The 19,935-nt window shown below is 57.6% G+C and carries 20 protein-coding genes; 7 read left to right on the top strand and 13 right to left on the bottom strand.

Annotated elements, in window-relative coordinates; genetic code table 11:
- The first annotated feature begins 3 nt into the window (after positions 1–3).
- Entirely contained in the window at positions 4–321 is a 318-nt protein-coding gene (locus Q0802_RS11550) for a muconolactone Delta-isomerase family protein (RefSeq protein ID WP_298918101.1), read from the top strand.
- 21 nt (positions 322–342) lie between these two features.
- On the opposite strand, the gene Q0802_RS11545 is transcribed toward Q0802_RS11550, so the two are convergent.
- Positions 343–768: a PaaI family thioesterase gene (locus Q0802_RS11545; protein WP_298918098.1), complete on the bottom strand. Its 426-nt coding sequence runs from the start codon at positions 766–768 to the stop codon at positions 343–345.
- A 362-nt stretch (positions 769–1,130) separates the two neighbouring features.
- On the opposite strand from Q0802_RS11545, the gene trmFO reads away from it, so the two are divergent.
- The 3 genes from trmFO to gluQRS are packed head-to-tail and all read left to right on the top strand — an operon-like array spanning position 1,131 to position 4,034.
- Positions 1,131–2,486, top strand: a complete 1,356-nt coding sequence (gene trmFO / locus Q0802_RS11540) for a methylenetetrahydrofolate--tRNA-(uracil(54)-C(5))-methyltransferase (FADH(2)-oxidizing) TrmFO (RefSeq protein ID WP_298918095.1) — start codon at positions 1,131–1,133, stop codon at positions 2,484–2,486.
- A gap of 22 nt (positions 2,487–2,508) precedes the next feature.
- The gene (locus Q0802_RS11535; RefSeq protein WP_298918092.1) at positions 2,509–3,123 is read left to right on the top strand and encodes a methyltransferase domain-containing protein; all 615 of its coding nucleotides are present in this window, start codon (positions 2,509–2,511) and stop codon (positions 3,121–3,123) included.
- The gene (gene gluQRS / locus Q0802_RS11530) at positions 3,120–4,034 is read left to right on the top strand and encodes a tRNA glutamyl-Q(34) synthetase GluQRS (RefSeq protein WP_298918089.1); all 915 of its coding nucleotides are present in this window, start codon (positions 3,120–3,122) and stop codon (positions 4,032–4,034) included. Before Q0802_RS11535 ends, gluQRS begins: the two co-directional genes overlap by 4 nt.
- 11 nt (positions 4,035–4,045) lie before the next feature.
- Here gluQRS and hisI read toward each other — a convergent pair whose 3' ends face one another.
- The gene (gene hisI / locus Q0802_RS11525) at positions 4,046–4,417 is read right to left on the bottom strand and encodes a phosphoribosyl-AMP cyclohydrolase (protein ID WP_298918086.1); all 372 of its coding nucleotides are present in this window, start codon (positions 4,415–4,417) and stop codon (positions 4,046–4,048) included.
- Positions 4,418–4,494: 77 nt separating this feature from the next.
- Between hisI and Q0802_RS11520 the strand changes: the two genes are divergently transcribed.
- Positions 4,495–4,947 (top strand): iron-sulfur cluster assembly scaffold protein, encoded by a 453-nt coding sequence (locus tag Q0802_RS11520; RefSeq protein WP_298918083.1) that lies wholly within the window; start codon positions 4,495–4,497, stop codon positions 4,945–4,947.
- A gap of 70 nt (positions 4,948–5,017) precedes the next feature.
- Positions 5,018–6,412 carry a methyl-accepting chemotaxis protein gene (locus Q0802_RS11515; protein ID WP_298918080.1) on the top strand — a complete coding sequence of 465 codons (1,395 nt, stop codon included), beginning with the start codon at positions 5,018–5,020 and terminating at the stop codon, positions 6,410–6,412.
- 211 nt (positions 6,413–6,623) lie between these two features.
- Here Q0802_RS11515 and Q0802_RS11510 read toward each other — a convergent pair whose 3' ends face one another.
- From Q0802_RS11510 to Q0802_RS11490, 5 genes are all read right to left on the bottom strand, one after another.
- A complete protein-coding gene (locus tag Q0802_RS11510) occupies positions 6,624–6,752 on the bottom strand; it encodes a hypothetical protein (RefSeq protein WP_298918484.1) in 129 nt (42 codons plus the stop codon).
- A gap of 96 nt (positions 6,753–6,848) precedes the next feature.
- Entirely contained in the window at positions 6,849–8,939 is a 2,091-nt protein-coding gene (gene recG / locus Q0802_RS11505; RefSeq protein WP_298918077.1) for an ATP-dependent DNA helicase RecG, read from the bottom strand.
- Entirely contained in the window at positions 8,936–11,056 is a 2,121-nt protein-coding gene (gene ligA, locus Q0802_RS11500) for an NAD-dependent DNA ligase LigA (protein WP_298918074.1), read from the bottom strand. The genes recG and ligA overlap by 4 nt, the downstream gene beginning before the upstream one ends.
- Before the next feature lie 123 nt (positions 11,057–11,179).
- On the bottom strand, positions 11,180–11,899 hold the full coding sequence (ctrA, locus tag Q0802_RS11495; protein ID WP_298918071.1) for a response regulator transcription factor CtrA: 720 nt from the start codon (positions 11,897–11,899) through the stop codon (positions 11,180–11,182).
- 98 nt (positions 11,900–11,997) lie between these two features.
- Positions 11,998–12,276, bottom strand: a complete 279-nt coding sequence (locus Q0802_RS11490) for a DUF1153 domain-containing protein (protein ID WP_298918068.1) — start codon at positions 12,274–12,276, stop codon at positions 11,998–12,000.
- A gap of 124 nt (positions 12,277–12,400) precedes the next feature.
- On the opposite strand from Q0802_RS11490, the gene mnmA reads away from it, so the two are divergent.
- Positions 12,401–13,543, top strand: coding sequence for a tRNA 2-thiouridine(34) synthase MnmA (mnmA, locus tag Q0802_RS11485; RefSeq protein ID WP_298918065.1), 1,143 nt, complete (start codon positions 12,401–12,403; stop codon positions 13,541–13,543).
- A gap of 87 nt (positions 13,544–13,630) precedes the next feature.
- Here the strand turns inward: mnmA and lpxB are convergent, their stop codons facing one another.
- From lpxB to bamA, 6 genes are all read right to left on the bottom strand, one after another.
- The gene (gene lpxB, locus Q0802_RS11480; RefSeq protein ID WP_298918062.1) at positions 13,631–14,782 is read right to left on the bottom strand and encodes a lipid-A-disaccharide synthase; all 1,152 of its coding nucleotides are present in this window, start codon (positions 14,780–14,782) and stop codon (positions 13,631–13,633) included.
- Positions 14,782–15,573, bottom strand: coding sequence for a UDP-2,3-diacylglucosamine diphosphatase LpxI (lpxI, locus tag Q0802_RS11475; protein ID WP_298918059.1), 792 nt, complete (start codon positions 15,571–15,573; stop codon positions 14,782–14,784). Before lpxI ends, lpxB begins: the two co-directional genes overlap by 1 nt.
- Complete coding sequence (gene lpxA / locus Q0802_RS11470) at positions 15,573–16,355, bottom strand: acyl-ACP--UDP-N-acetylglucosamine O-acyltransferase (protein ID WP_298918056.1); 783 nt, start codon at positions 16,353–16,355, stop codon at positions 15,573–15,575. Before lpxA ends, lpxI begins: the two co-directional genes overlap by 1 nt.
- A gap of 6 nt (positions 16,356–16,361) precedes the next feature.
- Entirely contained in the window at positions 16,362–16,820 is a 459-nt protein-coding gene (gene fabZ, locus Q0802_RS11465) for a 3-hydroxyacyl-ACP dehydratase FabZ (RefSeq protein ID WP_298918054.1), read from the bottom strand.
- 76 nt (positions 16,821–16,896) lie between these two features.
- Positions 16,897–17,457, bottom strand: a complete 561-nt coding sequence (locus tag Q0802_RS11460; protein WP_298918052.1) for an OmpH family outer membrane protein — start codon at positions 17,455–17,457, stop codon at positions 16,897–16,899.
- A 5-nt stretch (positions 17,458–17,462) separates the two neighbouring features.
- On the bottom strand, positions 17,463–19,820 hold the full coding sequence (gene bamA, locus Q0802_RS11455; RefSeq protein WP_298918050.1) for an outer membrane protein assembly factor BamA: 2,358 nt from the start codon (positions 19,818–19,820) through the stop codon (positions 17,463–17,465).
- Positions 19,821–19,935 lie beyond the last annotated feature (115 nt).

The following is a 19,935-nucleotide window of genomic DNA, read 5'->3' as shown; positions in this document are numbered from 1 at the left end:
CAGATGCTCTACCGTCTGGATTTCACCGTTGAATATGACGCCAGCATGCAACAGCAGGGCCTGCTTGGGGTCTGGGCCGAAGAGGCGGAGGCCGCTTTGGGGGCCAAATCCGCCGGGGTTGTGAAAGACCTGTGGAAAGTGGTGGGGGAGCGCAAGGTGCTGGCCATTGTCGATGTGGCCAGTCCCGATGACCTCGACCGCATCCTGTTTGATCTGCCGATCATGCAAAGGATGGGGCATCACGTACAGGTTGATGTCAAATCCCTGCGCCGCTACGAGGATTTCGCCGCAGACGTTCGGGAACGGCTGGGCCGCGCCTGACACCCTGCAAGCCGCCGCGTTCTATGCGGAACGCGGCGGGATCGCATAGGTCAGGCTGGCACGGGCCACGGGTTTGCCCTGGCCTTCGGAATAGATCAGCACATCGCTGACCGAAAGCTGCCTGCCCAGTTTCAGCAACCGGACGCGAGCAATCAGATCAACGCCTGCGGCCGGTTTGCGCATGAAATCAATGGAACAATTGGTGGTTACGGCCAGTTCCTGCGGGCCGATCACCGCCAGCGTCATCAGATAGGCCCCGACATCGGCGAGCGAAAACATCGACGGGCCCGAAATGGTGCCGCCGGGGCGAATGTGCTTGTCACTGACCAGCAACCGCACGGTCAGTTCATCCGGGGCCACATGTTCCACCAGGAAATCATCGGCCACCTGCTCAAAAACCTGATCGAGAAAGGCGTTGAGCTCCGCCGCGGTCATTTTGATGCCCATTCCCTGCCCCTTCTTGCTGCGTTTTCACAGAGTTGGGCGATTTACTGGTCAAGAGCAAGCGACCGCGCGCGCTGTTCGAACATTTCTATGCGCATCACTGGATTGTTTCCAATTCTGGTATGAAGAGTTTCTACCTGCGGTATTTCAATTTGGGCAGGAACATGGCAAAGACGGGGCACGGGTGAAACGCCTTGATGATTTTTGGGTCGCTGCCAGCGGAAGGTCCCTCCAAGCCAGTCTCTCGCTGGTCCGACATTCCCGCAGCGGCGACCCCAAAAACGCCTCTTCCAAAAAATCAGTTTGCCCGCGAATTTCATGGCTTTTGGTTGTGCGACCCCGCGCGCTGGCATAGATGACAGCCCATGACACAAGAACTTCATATCGTTGGCGGCGGCATGGCCGGATCGGAAGCTGCCTGGCAGGCCGCACATATGGGCATCAACGTCGTTCTGCACGAAATGCGCCCGCAGGTTGGCACCTTCGCGCATCAGACCGGGCTTTTGGGGGAAATGGTCTGTTCCAATTCCTTCCGCTCGGACGACAGTGAGCAAAACGCCGTGGGGTTGCTGCATTGGGAAATGCGTCAGGCCAACGGGTTGATCATGCAAACGGCGGACCGGCACCGTCTGCCCGCAGGTGGGGCGCTGGCGGTGGACCGCGACCCTTTCGCGCAATCGGTCACGGATGCCTTGCTGGCGCATCCGAACATCCGCGTGGATTATGGCGAAATCACTGCATTACCGGGCGACGGACAGTGGATCATTGCCACAGGCCCGCTGACCTCCGGTGCGCTGGGACAGGCCATTGCGCAGGAGACCGGGGCCGAAGCGCTGGCGTTTTTCGACGCCATTGCCCCCATCGTCTATTTTGACAGCATCGACATGTCCAAGGCCTGGATGCAGTCGCGTTATGACAAGGGTGACACCGAAGAAGAACGCACCGCATACCTCAACTGCCCGATGGACAAAGACCAGTACGAGGCTTTCATCGACGCGCTGCTGGCCGCCGACAAGACGGAGTTCCACGAAGGCGAAACCGCAGGTTATTTTGATGGCTGTCTGCCCATTGAAGTGATGGCGGAGCGCGGTCGCGAAACGCTGCGGTTTGGCCCGATGAAACCCGTGGGGCTGACAAACCCGCATACCCCTGACGAGAAGCCCTATGCGGTCGTGCAATTGCGCCGGGATAACAAACTGGGCACGCTCTACAATATGGTGGGCTTTCAGACCAAGATGAAATACGGCGCGCAAACGGATGTTTTCAAACGCATTCCCGGGCTGGAACAAGCCAGTTTCGCCCGTTTGGGCGGCATCCACCGCAACACGTTTCTCAATTCACCGACGCTGCTGGACGGGCAGATGCGGTTGCGGTCGCGGCCCAACATCCGGTTTGCCGGTCAGATCACCGGGGTCGAAGGATATGTTGAATCCGCTGCCATGGGGCTATTGGCCGGGAGGCTGGCCGCGCATGAGATGTTGGGAACACATCTTGATACCCCGCCCGACACCACCGCCACGGGCGCGCTGATCACCCATATTGCCGGCGGGGCGGAGGCCAAGACCTTCCAGCCCATGAATGTCAATTTCGGACTGTTTCCACCGGTCGAGGGGCTCAAAGGGGGCCGTCGGGGCCGCAAGGACCGCTACAAGGCCTATACCGACCGGGCCAAGTTGGATTGGCAAAACTGGCTGGGGAATGCTGCACTGGACGCCGCCTGACGGATCAGGGTATCCTTGCAGCATGACCCAAGGATATCTGAACAAAGTTTACGACGCCCGCGATGCGGCACAAACACGCGCCCTTTATGATGACTGGTCAGACAGCTACGACGCTGAAGTGGCCGAAAACGGCTATATCACCCCGTCCCGATGCGCAGAAGCCCTGGCAAAATTCGCCAAGGATCAGACTGCGCCAATTTTGGATTTCGGCTGCGGTACCGGCCTGTCCGGGCTTGCATTGAAACTGGCCGGGTTTGAGACAATCGACGGCATGGACCTTTCCGAAGAGATGTTGGCGCAGGCGGAAGCAAAACGTCTCTACCGCGATCTCACGGTGATTGATGCGGACGCGCCTCTCGCCTTCAAACCCGGCACCTATGCCGCAATCGCTGCCATTGGCGTTATTGGTGCGGGTGCCGCCCCGATATCGGTGCTGGATACCCTGTTGCATGCGCTGAAACGAGATGGCCTGTTGGTGCTGTCGCTCAATGATCATGCGCTCGAAGACAAGACCAATGAAGCGCGCATCAACGAATGGTTGGATTGCGGTGCGGCGCGGCTTTTGCTGCGCGAACATGGTCCTCACCTGCCCGGCATTGACCTTGGCTCAAACGTCTACGTGCTTGAAAAGGCGTGACATTCACGACCCGGTTTGCCCCATCGCCAACGGGGCCACTGCACCTTGGTCACGCTTATTCGGCGATGCTGGCCTGGGATATGGCGCAGCGCGAAGGCGGCACATTCCTACTGCGCATCGAAGATATTGACCGCACACGCGCCCGCCCCGAGTGGGAGGCGCAAATCCATGACGATCTGACCTGGCTGGGGCTGCACTGGCCGCAACCGGTGATGCGCCAGTCGGACCGGATGGACGTCTACGCCGATGCGCTGGACGCGTTGTGGGCGCGCGGGCTGCTCTATCCCTGCGATTGCAGTCGGCGTGACATCACCGAAGCGTTGAGCGCGCCGCAGGAAGGGGCCTTGCCGACCGGACCGGATGGGCTGATCTACCCCGGAACATGCCGTTCGAAAAACCGTTTCCGGTATTCCGCGTCAACAGAGCGTCCGCGCGACCGGACATTGCGCTTGGCAGTCGATGGGGCTGTGTCATCGTTGGCAGCGTCACAACCTGACGGCCAGATGCGGCTCGGTTTCGCGGAAACCGGCACAGGTCCGACCGGGCAACGCGGCGAAATCGCTCTTTTCGCGGCTGAAATCGCCCGGAATATCGGTGACATCGTGCTGGCGCGCCGCGATATGGGCACGTCTTACCATCTGTCGGTCGTTCTGGACGATACCGCACAGGGCATAACGGATGTGGTGCGCGGGCGGGATCTGTTTGAGGCCACAGAAATTCACGTGGTTTTACAGAGCCTTCTTAAGCTTCCGACACCGCGCTACCATCATCACGAACTGATCCGCGATGACGCAGGCAAACGCCTGGCCAAACGCGATGACGCCCGCGCGCTGACTAAATATCGCGCTGAAGGAGCCACGCCGCAGGATATCAGGCGCATGGTGAATTTACCTCTGATCACAGCTGCCTGACCCCGCCTGCATTACATGGGGCGCATAAGTTCCACTTCATCACCGGTTTCCACGCCGGTGTAAAAACAGCTTCGGCGACCGGTATGGCAGGCAGGCCCCGATTGTTTCACCTGCATCAAAACGCAATCGCGATCACAATCAACCCGTAGCGAGACAAGTTCCTGCACATTGCCGCTGGTTTCGCCCTTGACCCAAAACGCTTGCCGTGACCGGCTCCAATAGGTCACGCGACGCGTCTCCAGGGTGCGCGCAAGGCTCTCGGCGTTCATCCAGGCCAACATCAGCACCTCGCCACTTGCCACATCCTGCGCAATGGCCGGGACAAGCCCCGCCTCATTGTAGGTCAAAGTGCCCGGATCAAAGGAAACAGTCTCGTGAGCCATTGCGAAAACCCTTTTGCATATTTCGCGTCAACAATTATGTAGGTGTTAACACTTTTGCCTAACCCATAAGGCCCCTCATGTCCGGTGACAACGACCTCATCAAACTCTACTCCGGCCGTATTCTGGCGTTGGCTGCGGAGATTCCGCATTTGGGCCGTTTGGATACGCCCATGGCGACGGTCAAGAAACGCTCACCGCTCTGTGGGTCGGCTGTTACGATCGATTTGAGCATCGAAAACGGAAAAGTCAGCGCGTTTGCCCAGGATGTGAAAGCCTGCGCCCTGGGTCAGGCAGCCGCCGCCGTCACCGGTGGTGCGGTTATCGGGCGCGACCTGTCAGAGCTGGAGACTGCGCGGGAAGCATTGCGCGCCATGCTCAAGGAGAACGGCCCCCTGCCCGCCGCCCCGTTCGAAGGGTTTGAGGTTCTGGAGCCTGCGCGCGATTACAAGAACCGCCACGCCTCCATCATGCTGAGCATCGAAGCGACCTGCGAAGCCATGACCCAGGCGCTTCAGGCGGACTGCGCCTGATTCCCCAAAGATTAGCTATTTTTAAGTAAATTCGTGGCAATTGTCGGGGTGATTGTTATCGCGGGGCGTTATGACTGTTCAGCCACAGTTGACGGAAGATGTTCACACGGACCGACTAACCAAAGCTGCGGCCGCCCTTGGGTATGAGATCGTGGACATCGCAGGATTCCTTGATCTGGTGGAAGAGCATGCAAGGGAGCAGCGCAAGAGCCTGAAGGTTCTGGACGAACGCGCCAGCGAAATGGGTCAGGCAAACTCCGACGTCAGAAATGCCGTGGAGACCATGGCGCAGAACACCGGTGAAACGGCGCGTGATGTGGAAGCCTCCGCGGCATTGATGCGCACGACCGGAGAAAAGACGCGCAACGTTGCCGGATGGGTTCAGAATCTGTCAGATCGAACCGAAACGGTAAGTGATACGTTGCGCGACGTAAAATCCAACAATCAGCAAATTGCGGGTATCGCTACGCAAGTTAACACACTGGCGATCAACGCAAAAATAGAGGCCGCTCGCGCGGGAGACGCCGGACGCGGTTTTGCGATCGTGGCTGATGCCATCAATGAGTTGTCGCAGAAAACGCGCGACGCCGCGGTGGAGATTTCCAACAACATCGAGCGACTGACCGCCTGGATCACCGATTTGGGCAAAGAGGCAACAGATATCGCGACCCAGGCTGCGGATGTTCTAGAGAACGCCGGGGGGACCGATACGGCCTTGACCCGGATGGAGGCGTCGATCACATCGGCCGATAAACAGGCAAAGCGAATTTCCGAGCAAGCCGAACGCGTACAGATCGCAATGGACGATTTTACACCGGCGCTTGCCGGGATCGAACGTGCCGTCAAAAGCACCACAACCGGGATCGAGACGACGCATCAACGCATCCTGTGTCTCATCGACACCTCCGAAACCATTGTCCAGTCGACCGCATTATTGGGTGGCAGCTCTGTCGACACCCCGTTCATCCAGCGCGTTCAGGGCGCGGCACGTGAATTGACGCGGCAGCTTGAAGTTGCCGTAGAGACGGGAGAGATCACGCTATCGCGGCTGTTTGATCAAACTTACCAACCCATTCCCGGCAGCAATCCCGAACAGTTTCTGACCGAATCCACCAGAGTTTTTGACAAGATATTGCCACCGCTTCAGGAATCGGTTCTGGAAATGGATCCCAAGGTGGTGTTCTGCGCCGCTGTTGATACGAATGGATATCTGCCCACGCACAACCGCAAATTTTCCCATCCACAGAGCGACGATCCGACCTGGAACATGGCCAATTGTCGAAACAGGCGCATTTTCGACGACCGCGTCGGCTTGAAGGCGGGGCGCAGTACCGAACCTTTCCTATTGCAGGTCTATCGCCGGGATATGGGCGGTGGTGATTTCAAAATGATGAAGGACCTCTCGGCACCCATCTTTGTTCAAGGCAAACACTGGGGCGGGCTGCGGCTTGCGTATACTTTCTGACCCTTTGCACAAGCCACCGTTGGTATCGTGAAAAAAAACGCCGCACGTTCTGGAAAGAACGGCGGCGTCAGGTATAGCGTCTCTCACGTGGGACCCGAGGCTTTGCGGCAGGGCTGAACCCTGAAAAGACCAGAACAGGCAGAGTTCGTCTTAACGACCAGATTGGGGAGAATACTGGTGCAAAGCGCCGGCGCGAGATCGCAGGCAGAAATCAGACAAACGACGGAAGATGCAGCCCGACGACCAGCATCACGAACAGGGCCATTGCACCAGCAACATCCTGAAGCAACGTCTGTTGTGACCGAGATGCGATCGCTTTGATCTGCAGAAACAATGACATGTGATCCTCCGCGTTTGTTGCCCCTTTGTTCTCATTTTTTTAACCCTCTGTAAAGAACTTAATTAGAACATTTGCGAACAAAATTGGATTACGGAGCTAACCAACTGAAATCAAACGGATCGCTTCTTCTTGTCGCATCAACCACAGGAGCAAGCGTGCAGCCCTACCCCGTTCCGTCTCTAGCGTCGGATCCTCGTTCAGTAAAAGGCGCGCATCACTTTGGGCAATGGCCATGAGGCCAGCCTGACGTTCCAGATCGGCCACCTTGAAACGCGGCACACCCGACTGCGCCGTCCCGATCAAGTCACCGGCGCCGCGCATGCGCAAATCCGTTTCAGAGATGGCAAAACCATCTTCCGTTTCACGCAATACCTCCAAACGTCGTCGTCCATTTTCAGACAGTGGCTGCTGATAGACCAAAAGGCAGGTAGACGCCGCGTCGCCGCGCCCCACCCGCCCACGTAACTGGTGAAGCTGCGCCAACCCGAATGTTTCCGCGCGCTCAATGACCATGATGGTGGCATTGGGGACGTTGACACCGACCTCGATGACCGTCGTTGCGACAAGGACCTTGCTCTCGCCCGCTTGAAAACGCGCCATCGCTGCGTCTTTCTCCGCAACGGGCATCTGCCCATGCACGAGACTGACGATATCCTCTCCCAAAGTCGCGCGAAGGTGTTTGAAACGGGCTTCAGCCGCTGTCAGATCCACGACCTCGCTCTCTTCGACCAGAGGACAAACCCAATAACATTGCCGCCCGGACGAGATTGCGGCACGGAGCCTTTCAACAATTTCGTCCATACGTTCGGTGCTGATGAGCGCGGTTTGGATCGGTTTCCGACCGGGCGGTTTCTCGTCGAGAATCGAGACATCCATATCGCCGTATTGGGCAAGCGACAAAGACCGTGGGATGGGGGTGGCCGTCATCACCAAAACATCCACCGCCTGTCCCTTGCGGCCCAGCTCCAACCGTTGGCGTACGCCGAAGCGGTGCTGTTCATCCACGATTGCCAGTCTAAGGTCACAAAACGCAACATCGGCCTGAAAAACCGCATGGGTGCCGACAAGGATTTGCACATCCCCCTGCGCCAGGGCCTTGAGCTTGACCTCTCGCTCCTTGCCCTTATCTCGCCCCGTTAGGACCTCCAGAACAATACCTGCCTGTTCTGCCAGCGGTTGCAGGCTTTCATGATGTTGTCGGGCCAGTATTTCGGTGGGCGCCATCAACACCCCCTGCCCGCCGGCCTCAACCGCGCGCAACATGGCCATGAAGGCGACCAGGGTTTTGCCCGCGCCAACATCCCCCTGCAGCAGACGATTCATACGCGCCTCAGAGGCCATATCGTCGTTGATCTCCGAAATAACCCGCTCTTGAGCGCTCGTTGGACGATACGGCAACGCCGCGAGGACGCGCGATTGCAAGTGAGCATCACCCCTTGTCTCACGTCCCGGTTTGCGACGGGCCCTTGCCCGCGCCAGCGCGAGCGTCAGTTGATGGGCCATGAGTTCATCATAGGCCAATCTTTCGCGGGCTGGCGCCGTTATCAGCAAATCATCCTGGCGCGCGGGTCTGTGCGCGGCAGCTACTGCGCGTGTAAAATCCGGCCATCCGGCCCGAGACAATTGCGCGGGATCAATCCACTCCGGAAAAGCGGGCACCAAGGCAAGTGACTTCTCGGTCGCCTTGTACATCACCTTTTGCGTCACCCCTGCGGTCAGCGGATATACTGGCTCAAAATCGGGTATCGATGCAGCGTCTTCTTCGGTCGCGATGTGATCGGGGTGCACCATCTGTGCGATCCCATCAAACACTTCGATCTTTCCCGAAACCAGACGGCGACTGCCTTCCGGCAATGTTCTTTGCCAATAATCGCCGCGTGCATGGAAAAAAACCAGTTGGAACGTTGCCTGCTGATCGGCGACCTGAATCCGGTAGGCGCCACCCTTGGTTCTGGGAGGGTGATGATGGCCAATGGTAACCAACACGGTTATTACACCCGGCAGAATGGCGCCCTCGATACTGTCGCGCCGACGCCGGTCAATGCCGGATTGAGGAAGCGTAAAAAGCAGGTCGCGCGGCGCTTCAACACCCAGAGCCCGCATATTTTGCGCGGTCTTTGGACCGATCCCTTCGAGCGTCTGCAAACCGGCAAACAAGGGAAAGAGAATTTCCGGCCGCCCGCTCATTTTGGCGCTATCAAGGCAAGCCAGCTATCCTCATCTATCACGTCAATACCTAGCTCTGCGGCTTTTTTTGCCTTCGATCCAGCACCCGGCCCGGCGATCACGAGGTCAGTTTTGGACGAAACTGATCCAGATACCTTTGCGCCCAGACGTTCGGCGCGCGCCTTGGCCTCAGCCCGCGTCATTTTTTCGAGCGTCCCCGTGAAGACAACAGTTTTGCCAGCCACCGGACTACCCGCCGTTGTCGGTCTTTCAACGGGTTGAATGGAAAGCTCGGCGACCAGGCGATCAATTGACGCGCGTTCCGCCTGCTGCGTAAATGTTTGCGTAAGAGACTGCGCCATGACGTCACCGACACCGTCAATACCGATGAGATCCTCCCATGCGGAGCTGCCGCTTTCGCCAACCGATTGCATGGCAGCATCAAAACGCTCCCAAGAACCATAGTGCCGCGCGATCATGTTGGAGGCAGCTTCACCCACATGCCGAATCCCCAACGAAAAGATCAGGCGCGACAGCGAAATCGTCCGCTTTTCATCAATGGCATCAAACAGATTGTTGGCCGATTTCTCCCCCCAGCCTTCCCGGTTTTTAAGTTGCTGGAGACCAGAACCGAACCGCTGGCGCAGGAAGAAAATATCGGCAGGTTCCTTTATCCACGTGTCCGCATAGAATTGTTCAACTTGCTTGGCCCCCAACCCCTCGATATCAAAGGCCGCGCGTGAGACGAAATGTTTCAATTTCTCAACGGCCTGCGCAGGGCAAATAAGCCCGCCCGTACACCTTCTAACAGCATCACCTGGCTCGCGAACGGCCAGACTGTCGCATTCAGGGCAAGTTTCAGGGAACACGTAGGGCGCCGCATCGGATGGCCTTTTTTTGAGATCAACATCCGCAACCTTGGGGATGACATCGCCGGCGCGATAAACCTGCACCCAGTCGCCTACGCGAATGTCCTTGCCGTCCCGAATGGTCTGGCCCTTGCTGTCCCTGCCCGCAATGTAGTCTTCATTGTGCAGCGTGGCGTTGGAAACCGTGACGCCGCCAACTGTCACGGGCATCAGGCGCGCGACCGGTGACAGTGCGCCGGTCCGGCCCACCTGAATGTCGATGGATTCCAGTCGTGTCCAGGCCAGTTCTGCCGGGAACTTATGGGCAATGGCCCACCTCGGTGTCGTGGAACGAAACCCGAGCCGTTCCTGCAATGCCAGATCGTCCACCTTGTAGACCACGCCATCAATGTCGTAACCCAAAGTAGCGCGCTGTTCTTCTATGGTGCGATAATGCGCGACAAGTTCCGCGGGGCCTGCGCAAAGGCTGGTCAGGGGGTTGGTCGAGAATCCAAGAGCGCGCAGCCGTTCGATCGCGCCCATCTGAGTATCCGCCAGAGGGTCGGATAAAGCTCCCCATGCATAGGCAAAAAAGCGCAGCGGGCGAGATTTTGTGATGTCTGAATCCAACTGCCGCAACGATCCCGCTGCTGCGTTGCGTGGATTTGCAAATGTTTTTGCACCAGCTTCAAGTTGGCGGCGGTTCAATGCTTCAAAATCGGCGTGAGACATATAGACTTCGCCGCGCACCTCCAAAAGCTCCGGTGCTTGCTCCAATTTGGCAGGTACATCCGCGATGGTAAGCGCATTCGCCGTGACATTCTCGCCCACAGCCCCATCGCCGCGTGTGGCGGCCTGTACCAGGCTCCCTTTTTCGTAACGTAGCGACAACGACAATCCATCAATTTTCGGCTCTGCCGTATAGTTAACGGCCACATCCGATCCCAACCCCAGGTACTTTCGGACACGTCCGTCAAATTCGTTGATATCTGTATCGTCAAAGGCGTTTGACAGAGAGAGCATAGCCACCGCATGGGTGACCTTGCCGAACCCCTCGGCAACAGGGGCGCCAACTTTTTCAGACGGGCTGTCTTCTCTCTTTAGATGCGGGAACCGGGCCTCGATGGCGGCATTGCGCCTCTTGAGGGCGTCATATTCAGCATCGGTGATGTCGGGGCTGTCGTTTGTGTGATACGCGTGATTTGCTTGCCCCAATGCAGCTGCCAGATCGGCCAATTCTGCCGCGGCCGCCGCCTCATCCAAACCGTCAACATCTGTGAGAACTGTCAAAACCCGACCTTTCAATGCCACACATCATTTAGATATGCTTAGCGAAAGGCCAGGTCCAGATGATAAAGATGTCAAGCGGAAGCGGTCCGGCGCAGCCCCCTGCGCCAGACCCACGAGTGACTATCAGGCTCCGACAGCGAGACGCTGCGGATCGTCCACTTGATTGGGCTCCGGATCACGCAACACGTAGCCCCGGCCCCATACTGTCTCGATATAATTTTCGCCACCGGTTGCATTGCTCAGCTTTTTCCGCAGCTTGCAGATGAATACGTCGATAATCTTCAACTCAGGCTCGTCCATGCCGCCATAGAGGTGGTTCAGGAACATCTCCTTGGTCAGAGTGGTGCCTTTGCGTAGTGAAAGAAGTTCGAGCATCTGATATTCTTTGCCCGTCAAATGAACGGCTTTATTGTCGGCACTCACCGTCTTGGCATCCAGGTTGACCGAAATCAGACCTGTATCAATGACCGATTGCGAATGCCCTTTTGATCTGCGGATAATTGCATGGATGCGCGCGACCAGTTCTTCGCGGTGGAAAGGCTTTGTCAGATAATCGTCTGCGCCAAAGCCGAAGCCCTTGATCTTGTTCTCGGTATCGTCCGCCCCGGAAAGGATCAGAATAGGTGTCTCGATCCGCGACAACCGCAGCTGCCGTAGCACTTCATGCCCATTCATATCCGGTAAATCGAGATCCAGAAGAATGAGATCGTAATCGTACAGCTTGGCAAGATCGATACCTTCCTCGCCCAGATCAGTCGCATAGACATTCAGATTTGCATGGGTCAGCATCAGTTCGATGCTTTTTGAGGTCGTGGGGTCGTCTTCCACTAGCAGTACGCGCATGATTTTCTCCGCATCGGGTGAACGTTTATCTCGGAATTAACCGTGAACAAAAAAGGTTAACCACACGTTACCGTCTGCAAGAAACTTAGCGTAACAACTTAAGGTTGTCTATATTTTTGTAGTGCTGTGGCTTTCAGAGCATCTTCCCCATGCTCAGACACCGCCTTGACCCATTCATGAAATTCATCTTCGCTGATCTGGTATCTTTTCAGGGCATCGCTTTGCGAAATAAGCCCATAAGCCACGCCCCGCACCACCGAAGCTTTGCGTGAGGCCACCCAACGCCTTGTATTCGCAGGCGGAAGATCGGCTTGCGTCATCACGCTGCCATCGGCTAACGTCACCGATCGGGGCCCATCAACTTTCTTTAGATACATCACTCATACCCGTTTTTACTCAGTTGGAGGCATCTTGACGTCATCGCATTAAAGACCCATGAAGCCCGCTCTTGAGAGTAATTAGGATTTTCCTATATTTTCTCAGAACGCCCGGAGAAGCCCCATGCCACTTGATCAAACACACCCGCTGAACTCGCTTGGATTTACCAAGCCGCCGTGCGAAACACGGGTTGTTGTTGCCATGTCCGGCGGCGTGGATAGTTCCGTTGTTGCGGCAATGTTAGCCGAAGAAGGTTACGATGTCGTGGGGGTGACACTTCAACTTTACGATCACGGGGCTGCATTGGCGAAAAAAGGCGCATGCTGCGCCGGTCTGGACATCCATGATGCGCGCCGCGTCGCGGAAAAGATGGGATTTCCGCATTACGTGCTGGACTATGAGAACATCTTCAAAGACGCGGTGATCGACGAATTCGCAGACAGTTATCTGGGCGGCGCAACGCCGGTTCCCTGTATCCGCTGCAACGAACGTGTGAAATTCAAGGACCTCCTCGAAACCGCCAAGGATCTTGAAGCAGATTGCATGGCTACGGGCCACTATATTCAACGAATGGTCGGGCAACACGGTCCGGAATTGCATTCGGCGGCGGATGCGGCGCGTGATCAAAGCTATTTTCTGTTTTCCACAACTCAAGAACAGCTTGATTTCCTGCGCTTTCCGCTTGGCCATCTTGCCTCCAAGGCAGATACGCGCGCGCTTGCTTCGAAATACGGGCTAAGTGTCGCGGACAAACCCGATAGCCAGGATATCTGCTTTGTCCCGAATGGGGACTACGCGTCTGTGATCCGCAAACTGCGCCCGGAAGCTGCAGACCCCGGCGACATTGTCCACGCAGATGGCCGAGTGCTGGGGCGTCATGACGGGGTCATCAACTACACCATCGGTCAGCGGCGGGGTCTCGGTATTGGCGGGCTGGCCGATCCTCTTTACGTGGTCAGGCTGAACCCGGAAAGCAAATCTGTGATGGTCGGTCCGAAAGAAATGCTTGCCACACGGACAGTTCCGGTGCGCGAGATCAACTGGCTGGGCCACGAGCCCCTGATGTCCCAACCCGAATGGCATGTCGCGGTCAAGGTGCGCTCAACCCGTCCGCCAACCGATGCGATCATACGACCTCTGAACGATACCGAAGCCACGGTGGAACTGATCACACCCGAGGAAGGCGTCTCTCCCGGACAGGCCTGCGTCTTTTATGACCCGCAAAGCAGCCGTATTTTCGGCGGCGGCTGGATCCACAAGGGATAGCCAGGCGCGTAAATTCCCGCGGGGATCGACCCGAAAGGGTCTCAAATATCGTGTCAGGCGCAGCCTGTCCTTTTGACAACAGTGCCGCTAAACGCGCGCCAGAACCGAACGCGCCGCGCGCAATCCCGGCGCCTCCTCGCCTTCACCCAGGCGTTCCATTGTCAAAGCCATCGCCTCCTGCTGTGCTGCAGGCGCTACCAATACATCCAGCAGCGCCTGACCAATGGCGTGCGGTTGGCAATCCGGGCCCAGAAACTCCGGAACAACGCGGGTCTCTGACACCAGATTAACCAGAGTCACCGTATCGACAAGCGCCATCGCCCGGATCAACCGGAAGGTCAGCCAGTTCATATTATAGGCGATGACCATCGGCGTCCGCGCCGCAGCAAGCTCCAGAGACACCGTACCGGAGGCGGCCAGCGCCACATCTGCAGCTTTGAACGCGGCGCGCTTCAGCTCCGCGGCAGCCTCAAGGGTCATGCCGCGCGGGTCAAGCACGATCGGCGCAACAGGCCAGCCTGCGACCTGTTCCAGCACCAAATCCGCCACAGGGGCCGCTGCCGGCACAACCACCTTGAGCTCCGGGACCTCGGCCAGCACAGGCGCAATGGATTGACCAAAAATTTCCGCAAGCCGTGCCACTTCGCCGCGCCGTGAGCCGGGTAACACCAGTAAAACCGGGGCAGTCCCAATGCCATGCGACGCTCGAAAACCCTGCGCTTGCTCTGCTGTGGCCAGCGGTTCGGCGACCACCGGGTGACCCACGAAGTCACAGGTCATGCCACCGACGGTCATCAACGGCGGCTCAAACGGAAAAAGCGCCAGCACGTGATCAATGACTTTCGCCATTTTCTCCGCGCGCCGGGGTCGCCAGGCCCAGACGGTGGGGGCGACATAATGCACGGTGCGCACGGAACTTGATGCCTTGACGCGGCGCGCGACACGTAGCGAGAAATCCGGGCTATCAATTGTAATAAGAAGATCGGGTTGCGTCTCGACCACGGCGGCGGCGGTCTCGTTGATCCGCGCCATCAAAGCGCGATACTTGGGCAAGATCTCGGCAATCCCCATGACGCTCAACTCTGACATGGGAAAACGGCTGATCAGCCCCTCGGCCTGCATGTCCGGCCCGCCAATTCCGTCAAAGGTAATGTCGTCCCGAAGCGATTTCAGGCCCGCCATCAAAGCGCCGCCCAACTTGTCGCCAGAGGGTTCTCCGGCAATGATGAAAATCCGCATCAGACCGCCGGGCGGGCCCAAAACACCAAGCCAGCGGCATCTGCCGCGGCCCGTGTGGCTTCGGGTTCCAACAAGATGACACCCCCCGCTTCTACCACGAGGCCAGCCAGCCCGGCTTCGGCCAGGGCGGTTATCGTCGTGGGGCCGACAGTAGGCATGTCTACACGCTGATCCTGACCCGCTTTGCGCGTCTTGATCATGATCGCCTGCGCGTGCGCTGCCTTTTCAGGCAGGCCGCGCAGCATGTGATCAGTGCCACCGATTGTTTCGATTCCCCAAACCTGCCCAGCACCCACGACGCAACTTTGCCCCACATCAAGCGGCGCCAGTGCGGCCAGAACACTGGTCCCCCGATCAGCATCGGACTGCATCTGTTCATCTGGCGCGGCAGCACTGTGCAGACCTTCATCTATCAGGATATCCGGTGCCAGCTCATGGGCCGCCCGAACCTGGAAACCGCTGGTTTCGAATATCCCCATGACCGCACGCAAAGCGCCGTCATCGCCAGAGGATATCGCCCCGACCAACGCAGGCACCAAAGGTGCTGTGGCAGCATCCAATGCAGCCGGGTCAAAATGCGGTCGCTCAATTGCCCCGCAAAAGCAGACCTCGCTCACACCACGTTCGGAGAGTTGCGCCAGCAATGTCCCCAGTTGCTCCAGGCGAAATCGCAAATCCGCTGCCAGATCGTCGGGATCAAACCCATCCATCACGCACACCAAAGGTGGTGTCTCTTGCGAGGCAGCAACACGCGCAGGCAAACCGCCGCGCCCTGTGATCAAGGCCAACATCAGCGCGGCGTCAGGAAATGGCGGTCGCTGTCGGCGACGATGAAATCGACAATCTCCCGGACATAGTCGCTGGAGGTTTCATCACGCAACCGACGGGCGCGATCATGAAAAGTACCTTCACCCTGCGCGAGCATCTGAAAGGCTGCCCTGAGGGCCGTAATATCACTGCGCGAAACACCGCGCCGCTTCAGGCCCACCAGATTGAGCCCGTCCAATTCGCCCCGCGGCGCCTGCACCAGCCCGTAGGGAATGACATCATTCGTGACCATGGTGACGGCACCAATAATCGCGCCCCGGCCAATACGCACAAATTGGTGCACGCCCGAAAGGCCCCCGACGATCACGTCGTCCTCCAGAATGCAATGCCCGGCAATGGCGACCGAATTTACAATGATGCAACGGTCGCCAATAACAGCGTCATGGGCGATATGGCATCCGGCCATGAACAGACCGTCATCGCCGATGCGCGTCACACCGCCACCCCCTTCGGTGCCGGAATTCATCGTCACATGCTCACGAATGCGGTTCCGCTTGCCGATAACAAGCTGCGTCGCTTCGCCCTTGAATTTCAAATCCTGCGGAATTTCCCCGATCACCGAGAAGGGAAAAATCACCGTGTCTTGGCCAACCTGCGTGCGCCCGGTCACAACAACATGGCTCTTGAGATGAACGCCAGCAGCCAAAGAGACCTGCGGTCCCACGACGCAGAACGGACCAACCTTTGCAGCGGGATCAATCTGCGCCCCGTCCTCTATAACGGCACTTGGGTGAACATTGCTCATGCGGGGCTATTCCAGATCCATCATGGCAGTGAATTCGCACTCTGCCGCCATCTCGCCTTCAACCGACGCCACGCCGCCAAAACGCCAGACCTTGGCACCCGGTTTGCCGCGCAGGGTGCTGATATTCATTTCGAGCACATCGCCCGGGCCGACCTTGCGACGAAACTTGGCTTTGTCGATGGCCATGAAATAGACCTTCATATCCTTGTCAGCCATGTCCATGGTCACGCCAACCATAACCGCTGCTGTCTGCGCCATAGCTTCGATGATCGTCACACCCGGCATGATCGGCAAACCCGGGAAATGCCCCTGAAAATGCGGCTCATTCATTGTGACATTCTTGATGCCTCTGGCCGAGGCGGTGCCTTCAATATCCACGACCTTATCCACCAGCAGAAACGGATACCTGTGCGGCAGAATACGTTGGATAAGCTGGATATCGGCGCTGGTTTGCGGGCTGGTCATGTCAGGTGTCCTTTTGTCCTCAAGGGCTTGACCTCATGCCTAGCAATTCACCCTCTCAGGGGCAAGCGCCGCAAATTCACTCGCGCGGGGCATCCGCGCCATTCCCCAGAACCTCATTGAGCCGCTCAATGGCTTCCTGAGTGATATCAATTGCATTCGAACTGAGAAAAACGGACCGACGCTCCATCACCACAGCCGCACCGGCTTCTCTCATCAACTGTTCAAGCACCGGAGCTGCGGCATTCAGAAACACCACGCGGCGCTCTTCTAGCGCCTGATTGAGATCGCGGTTCTTGCTGTCCTGCGCCCGCCGGGTTGTCTGCACCTTTTCATCAAAGGCATCCGCAAGCTTGCGGAAATCCGCTGGTGCCATGGCCGGGCGCTGATCGGTCAGGGCCTTTTCTTCGGTGGATAGTTCTTCTTCAATACGTCGGTTCTCGGCGGCCAGTTCGGCGCCACGCGCCTCGAAATCCCGCACCGTGTTCTTGCCGTAGTCGCTTTCTGTAAACAAACGATCAGAATCAATGGTGAGGATCGGGCTTTGTATCGGCCCCATTCGTTGGGCCTGCGCATCGCCTGCTCCCAGTATCATCCAGGCACTTGCCAGGACCATCAGGAAAGAGGCAAGGCGCTGCATGAGCTTCAGAACGTCGTGCTCAGCGTCAATTCAAAGGTCTGATCGCGGTCAAACTCCTCTTTCTTGATCGCGTCGGTGAAGTTGAAGCGCAAGGGGCCAACCGGCGTGTTCCAGAGGATGGCAAATCCGATGACATGACGGAATGACCCGCCTTCGCCGACAATCGTGCCGCCGGCGGTATTTACGTCGCTGAGATCCCAGAGGTTACCGACATCATAGAAGATGCCCCCGGTGATGCCGTATTCTTCCGGCAATCCCAGTGGGAACTCCGCTTCGAACCGCGCGGCTACATAGAGGTTACCCCCAAGCGGGTCCTCATTGCTGACCGACAGATCACGCGGCCCGATCCCACCCGGCTCAAACCCGCGGATGATATTGGTATCCAGAAGGAACCGGTCGACCGCACGGTTGGTACCGCCCTGCCAGGCCAGTGCCCCGCCTTCCAGCGAGGCGCGCAGGGTGATTTCTTCGCCGAAGACCTTTGTCTCACCAGCCAGCCTTGCGGTTGTCTTGAGATATTCGCTGTCCCCGCCCAGCCCCGCGAGATCCTGAGAAAACTGGAACAGAATGCCGGAATTGGGGTCCAATCCGCTGAACCGGGTGTCATAGGTGAATTCATATCCGATGGCGCTGCTGAACTGTTCACCCACCGCGATCTCATTGCCGATCACAACACCATTGGCGGGCGTTTCACGCGCCTGCATTTCCGAATTCTCAGCCGTGTAGCGGATTTGCAGCCGGGAATTATCGCCGACCGGGAAGGTCAACGAGGGCTGCAACAGGAAGCGATCCGTGTCGTAGGTTGTGAAGGAACTATCTGTCTGCGCGATATCAAGACGCAAACCGAAAGCCAGATCGCGCCCCAGGAAAGCCGGTTCCACGAAATTGATGCCGTAGCGACGCGATTCTTCCGCCGTTTGCACGCTCAGGGCCAGCTGTTGCCCCCGTCCAAGGAAATTCTCCTCGGCAAAACGGATCGCAAAACCGATACCATCATTGTTCGAGAAAGATGCGCCGAAACTGAACGACCCGGTTGGGGCCTCTTCGACATCCACGTCAATCACCACCTGATCGGGCGAGGAGCCTTCACGCGCATTGACCTCGGCCGTTTCAAAATACCCCAAAGCCCGGATACGCTCCGCCGATTCCCGGATTTCGCGTGGGTTGAACGGATCGCCCTCGACGCTTGTGAACTGCCTGCGGATCACCTGATCCAGCGTGGTTGTGTTGCCCTCGATATCGATGCGTTCCACGAAAACCCGCGGCCCCCGAGACAGCACGTATTCGATGTTCAAAGCCAGGTTGCGGTCGTCCCGCGTAACCCGGGGCTCCACGCGCAGAAAGTCGACGCCATCGCGCAGCGCCTGGCGTTCCATCCGTGCAATATCGTTTTCAACCAGTGTCGGCGAATAGACCACACCCGGTCTGATCTTCGCAATTTCCTGATAGCGCTCGGCCTCAACACCCGGCACGTCGCTGGAAACCGTGATTTCACCAAATTTGAACCGCTGCCCTTCCTGGACATTGAAAACCAGAAAATAACCATCGCGTTCTTCGGTCAGCTGCGCGTTGGTCGAATTGGTGCGAAAATCGATATAGCCCCGCGAGAGGTAGAAATCCCGCAGAACCTGTTTGTCGAATTCAACGCGGTCGGCCACCAGCGTGTCCCTGCGCACCAGCGCACGGAACAGCCCGGCTTGCTTGCTCTCCAGCACCCGGCGCAGACGGCGGTCAGAATACGCCCGGTTGCCAACAAAGCTGATGCGTTCGATCTCGATATTGTCGCCTTCGAAAATCTCGAAAACCAGATCGACACGGTTGTCAGAACGCCGAATGATCGTTGGAGTGACCTTGGCCGCCAGACGACCTTCGTTGGCATAGGCATCGGCAATCGCACCCGCATCCCGCTCGGCTTCGGCAGGGTTGAAGACACGGCGTTCATTGGAATTGATCGCAGCGGCAAGTGCATCATCATCTAGCCGTTGGTTGCCTTCAAAACTGATCCGGTTGATCGTCGGAAATTCGACAACCGTGATCCGCAACGTATTTCCCTGTGGATCGAAATTCACGGTCTCGAACAAACCGGAATCAATCAATCGCTGGAACGCTGCGTTCAACTCGCCCGCGCTGAGGGTCTGACCCCGCGCGATTCCTGCACGGGTCAGAATGGCGGCATCCCCAACCCGCGCATTGCCCTCGATATTGATCGTGGAAAGCGTAAACTGCTGCGCCATGACCGGATGTGTCGGCGCGACCCAAGCCGCTGATAAAACCAGACAAAATCCAGCTGCCCGCAGACCTGTCTTGATTATTGTGGAAAGCTCGCGCTTTGACGAGCGAACGCCCGAAATGCCCCGATTCATCACCTGCCCCGATCCTCAGAAAATTATGCTTAACTGAGTACCGATATTGGCAGGTGTTGTCAAAACCATGTGTGCCAAATCTGCAAGACAACTATATGAGCGCAAACGCCAGGGT

The sequence above is a fragment of the uncultured Roseobacter sp. genome, from assembly GCF_947495275.1.
Classification (GTDB): Bacteria; Pseudomonadota; Alphaproteobacteria; order Rhodobacterales; family Rhodobacteraceae; genus Roseobacter.
The sequence above is the reverse complement of the archived record's forward strand: the minus strand, read 5'-3'. Positions and strand labels throughout refer to the sequence as shown.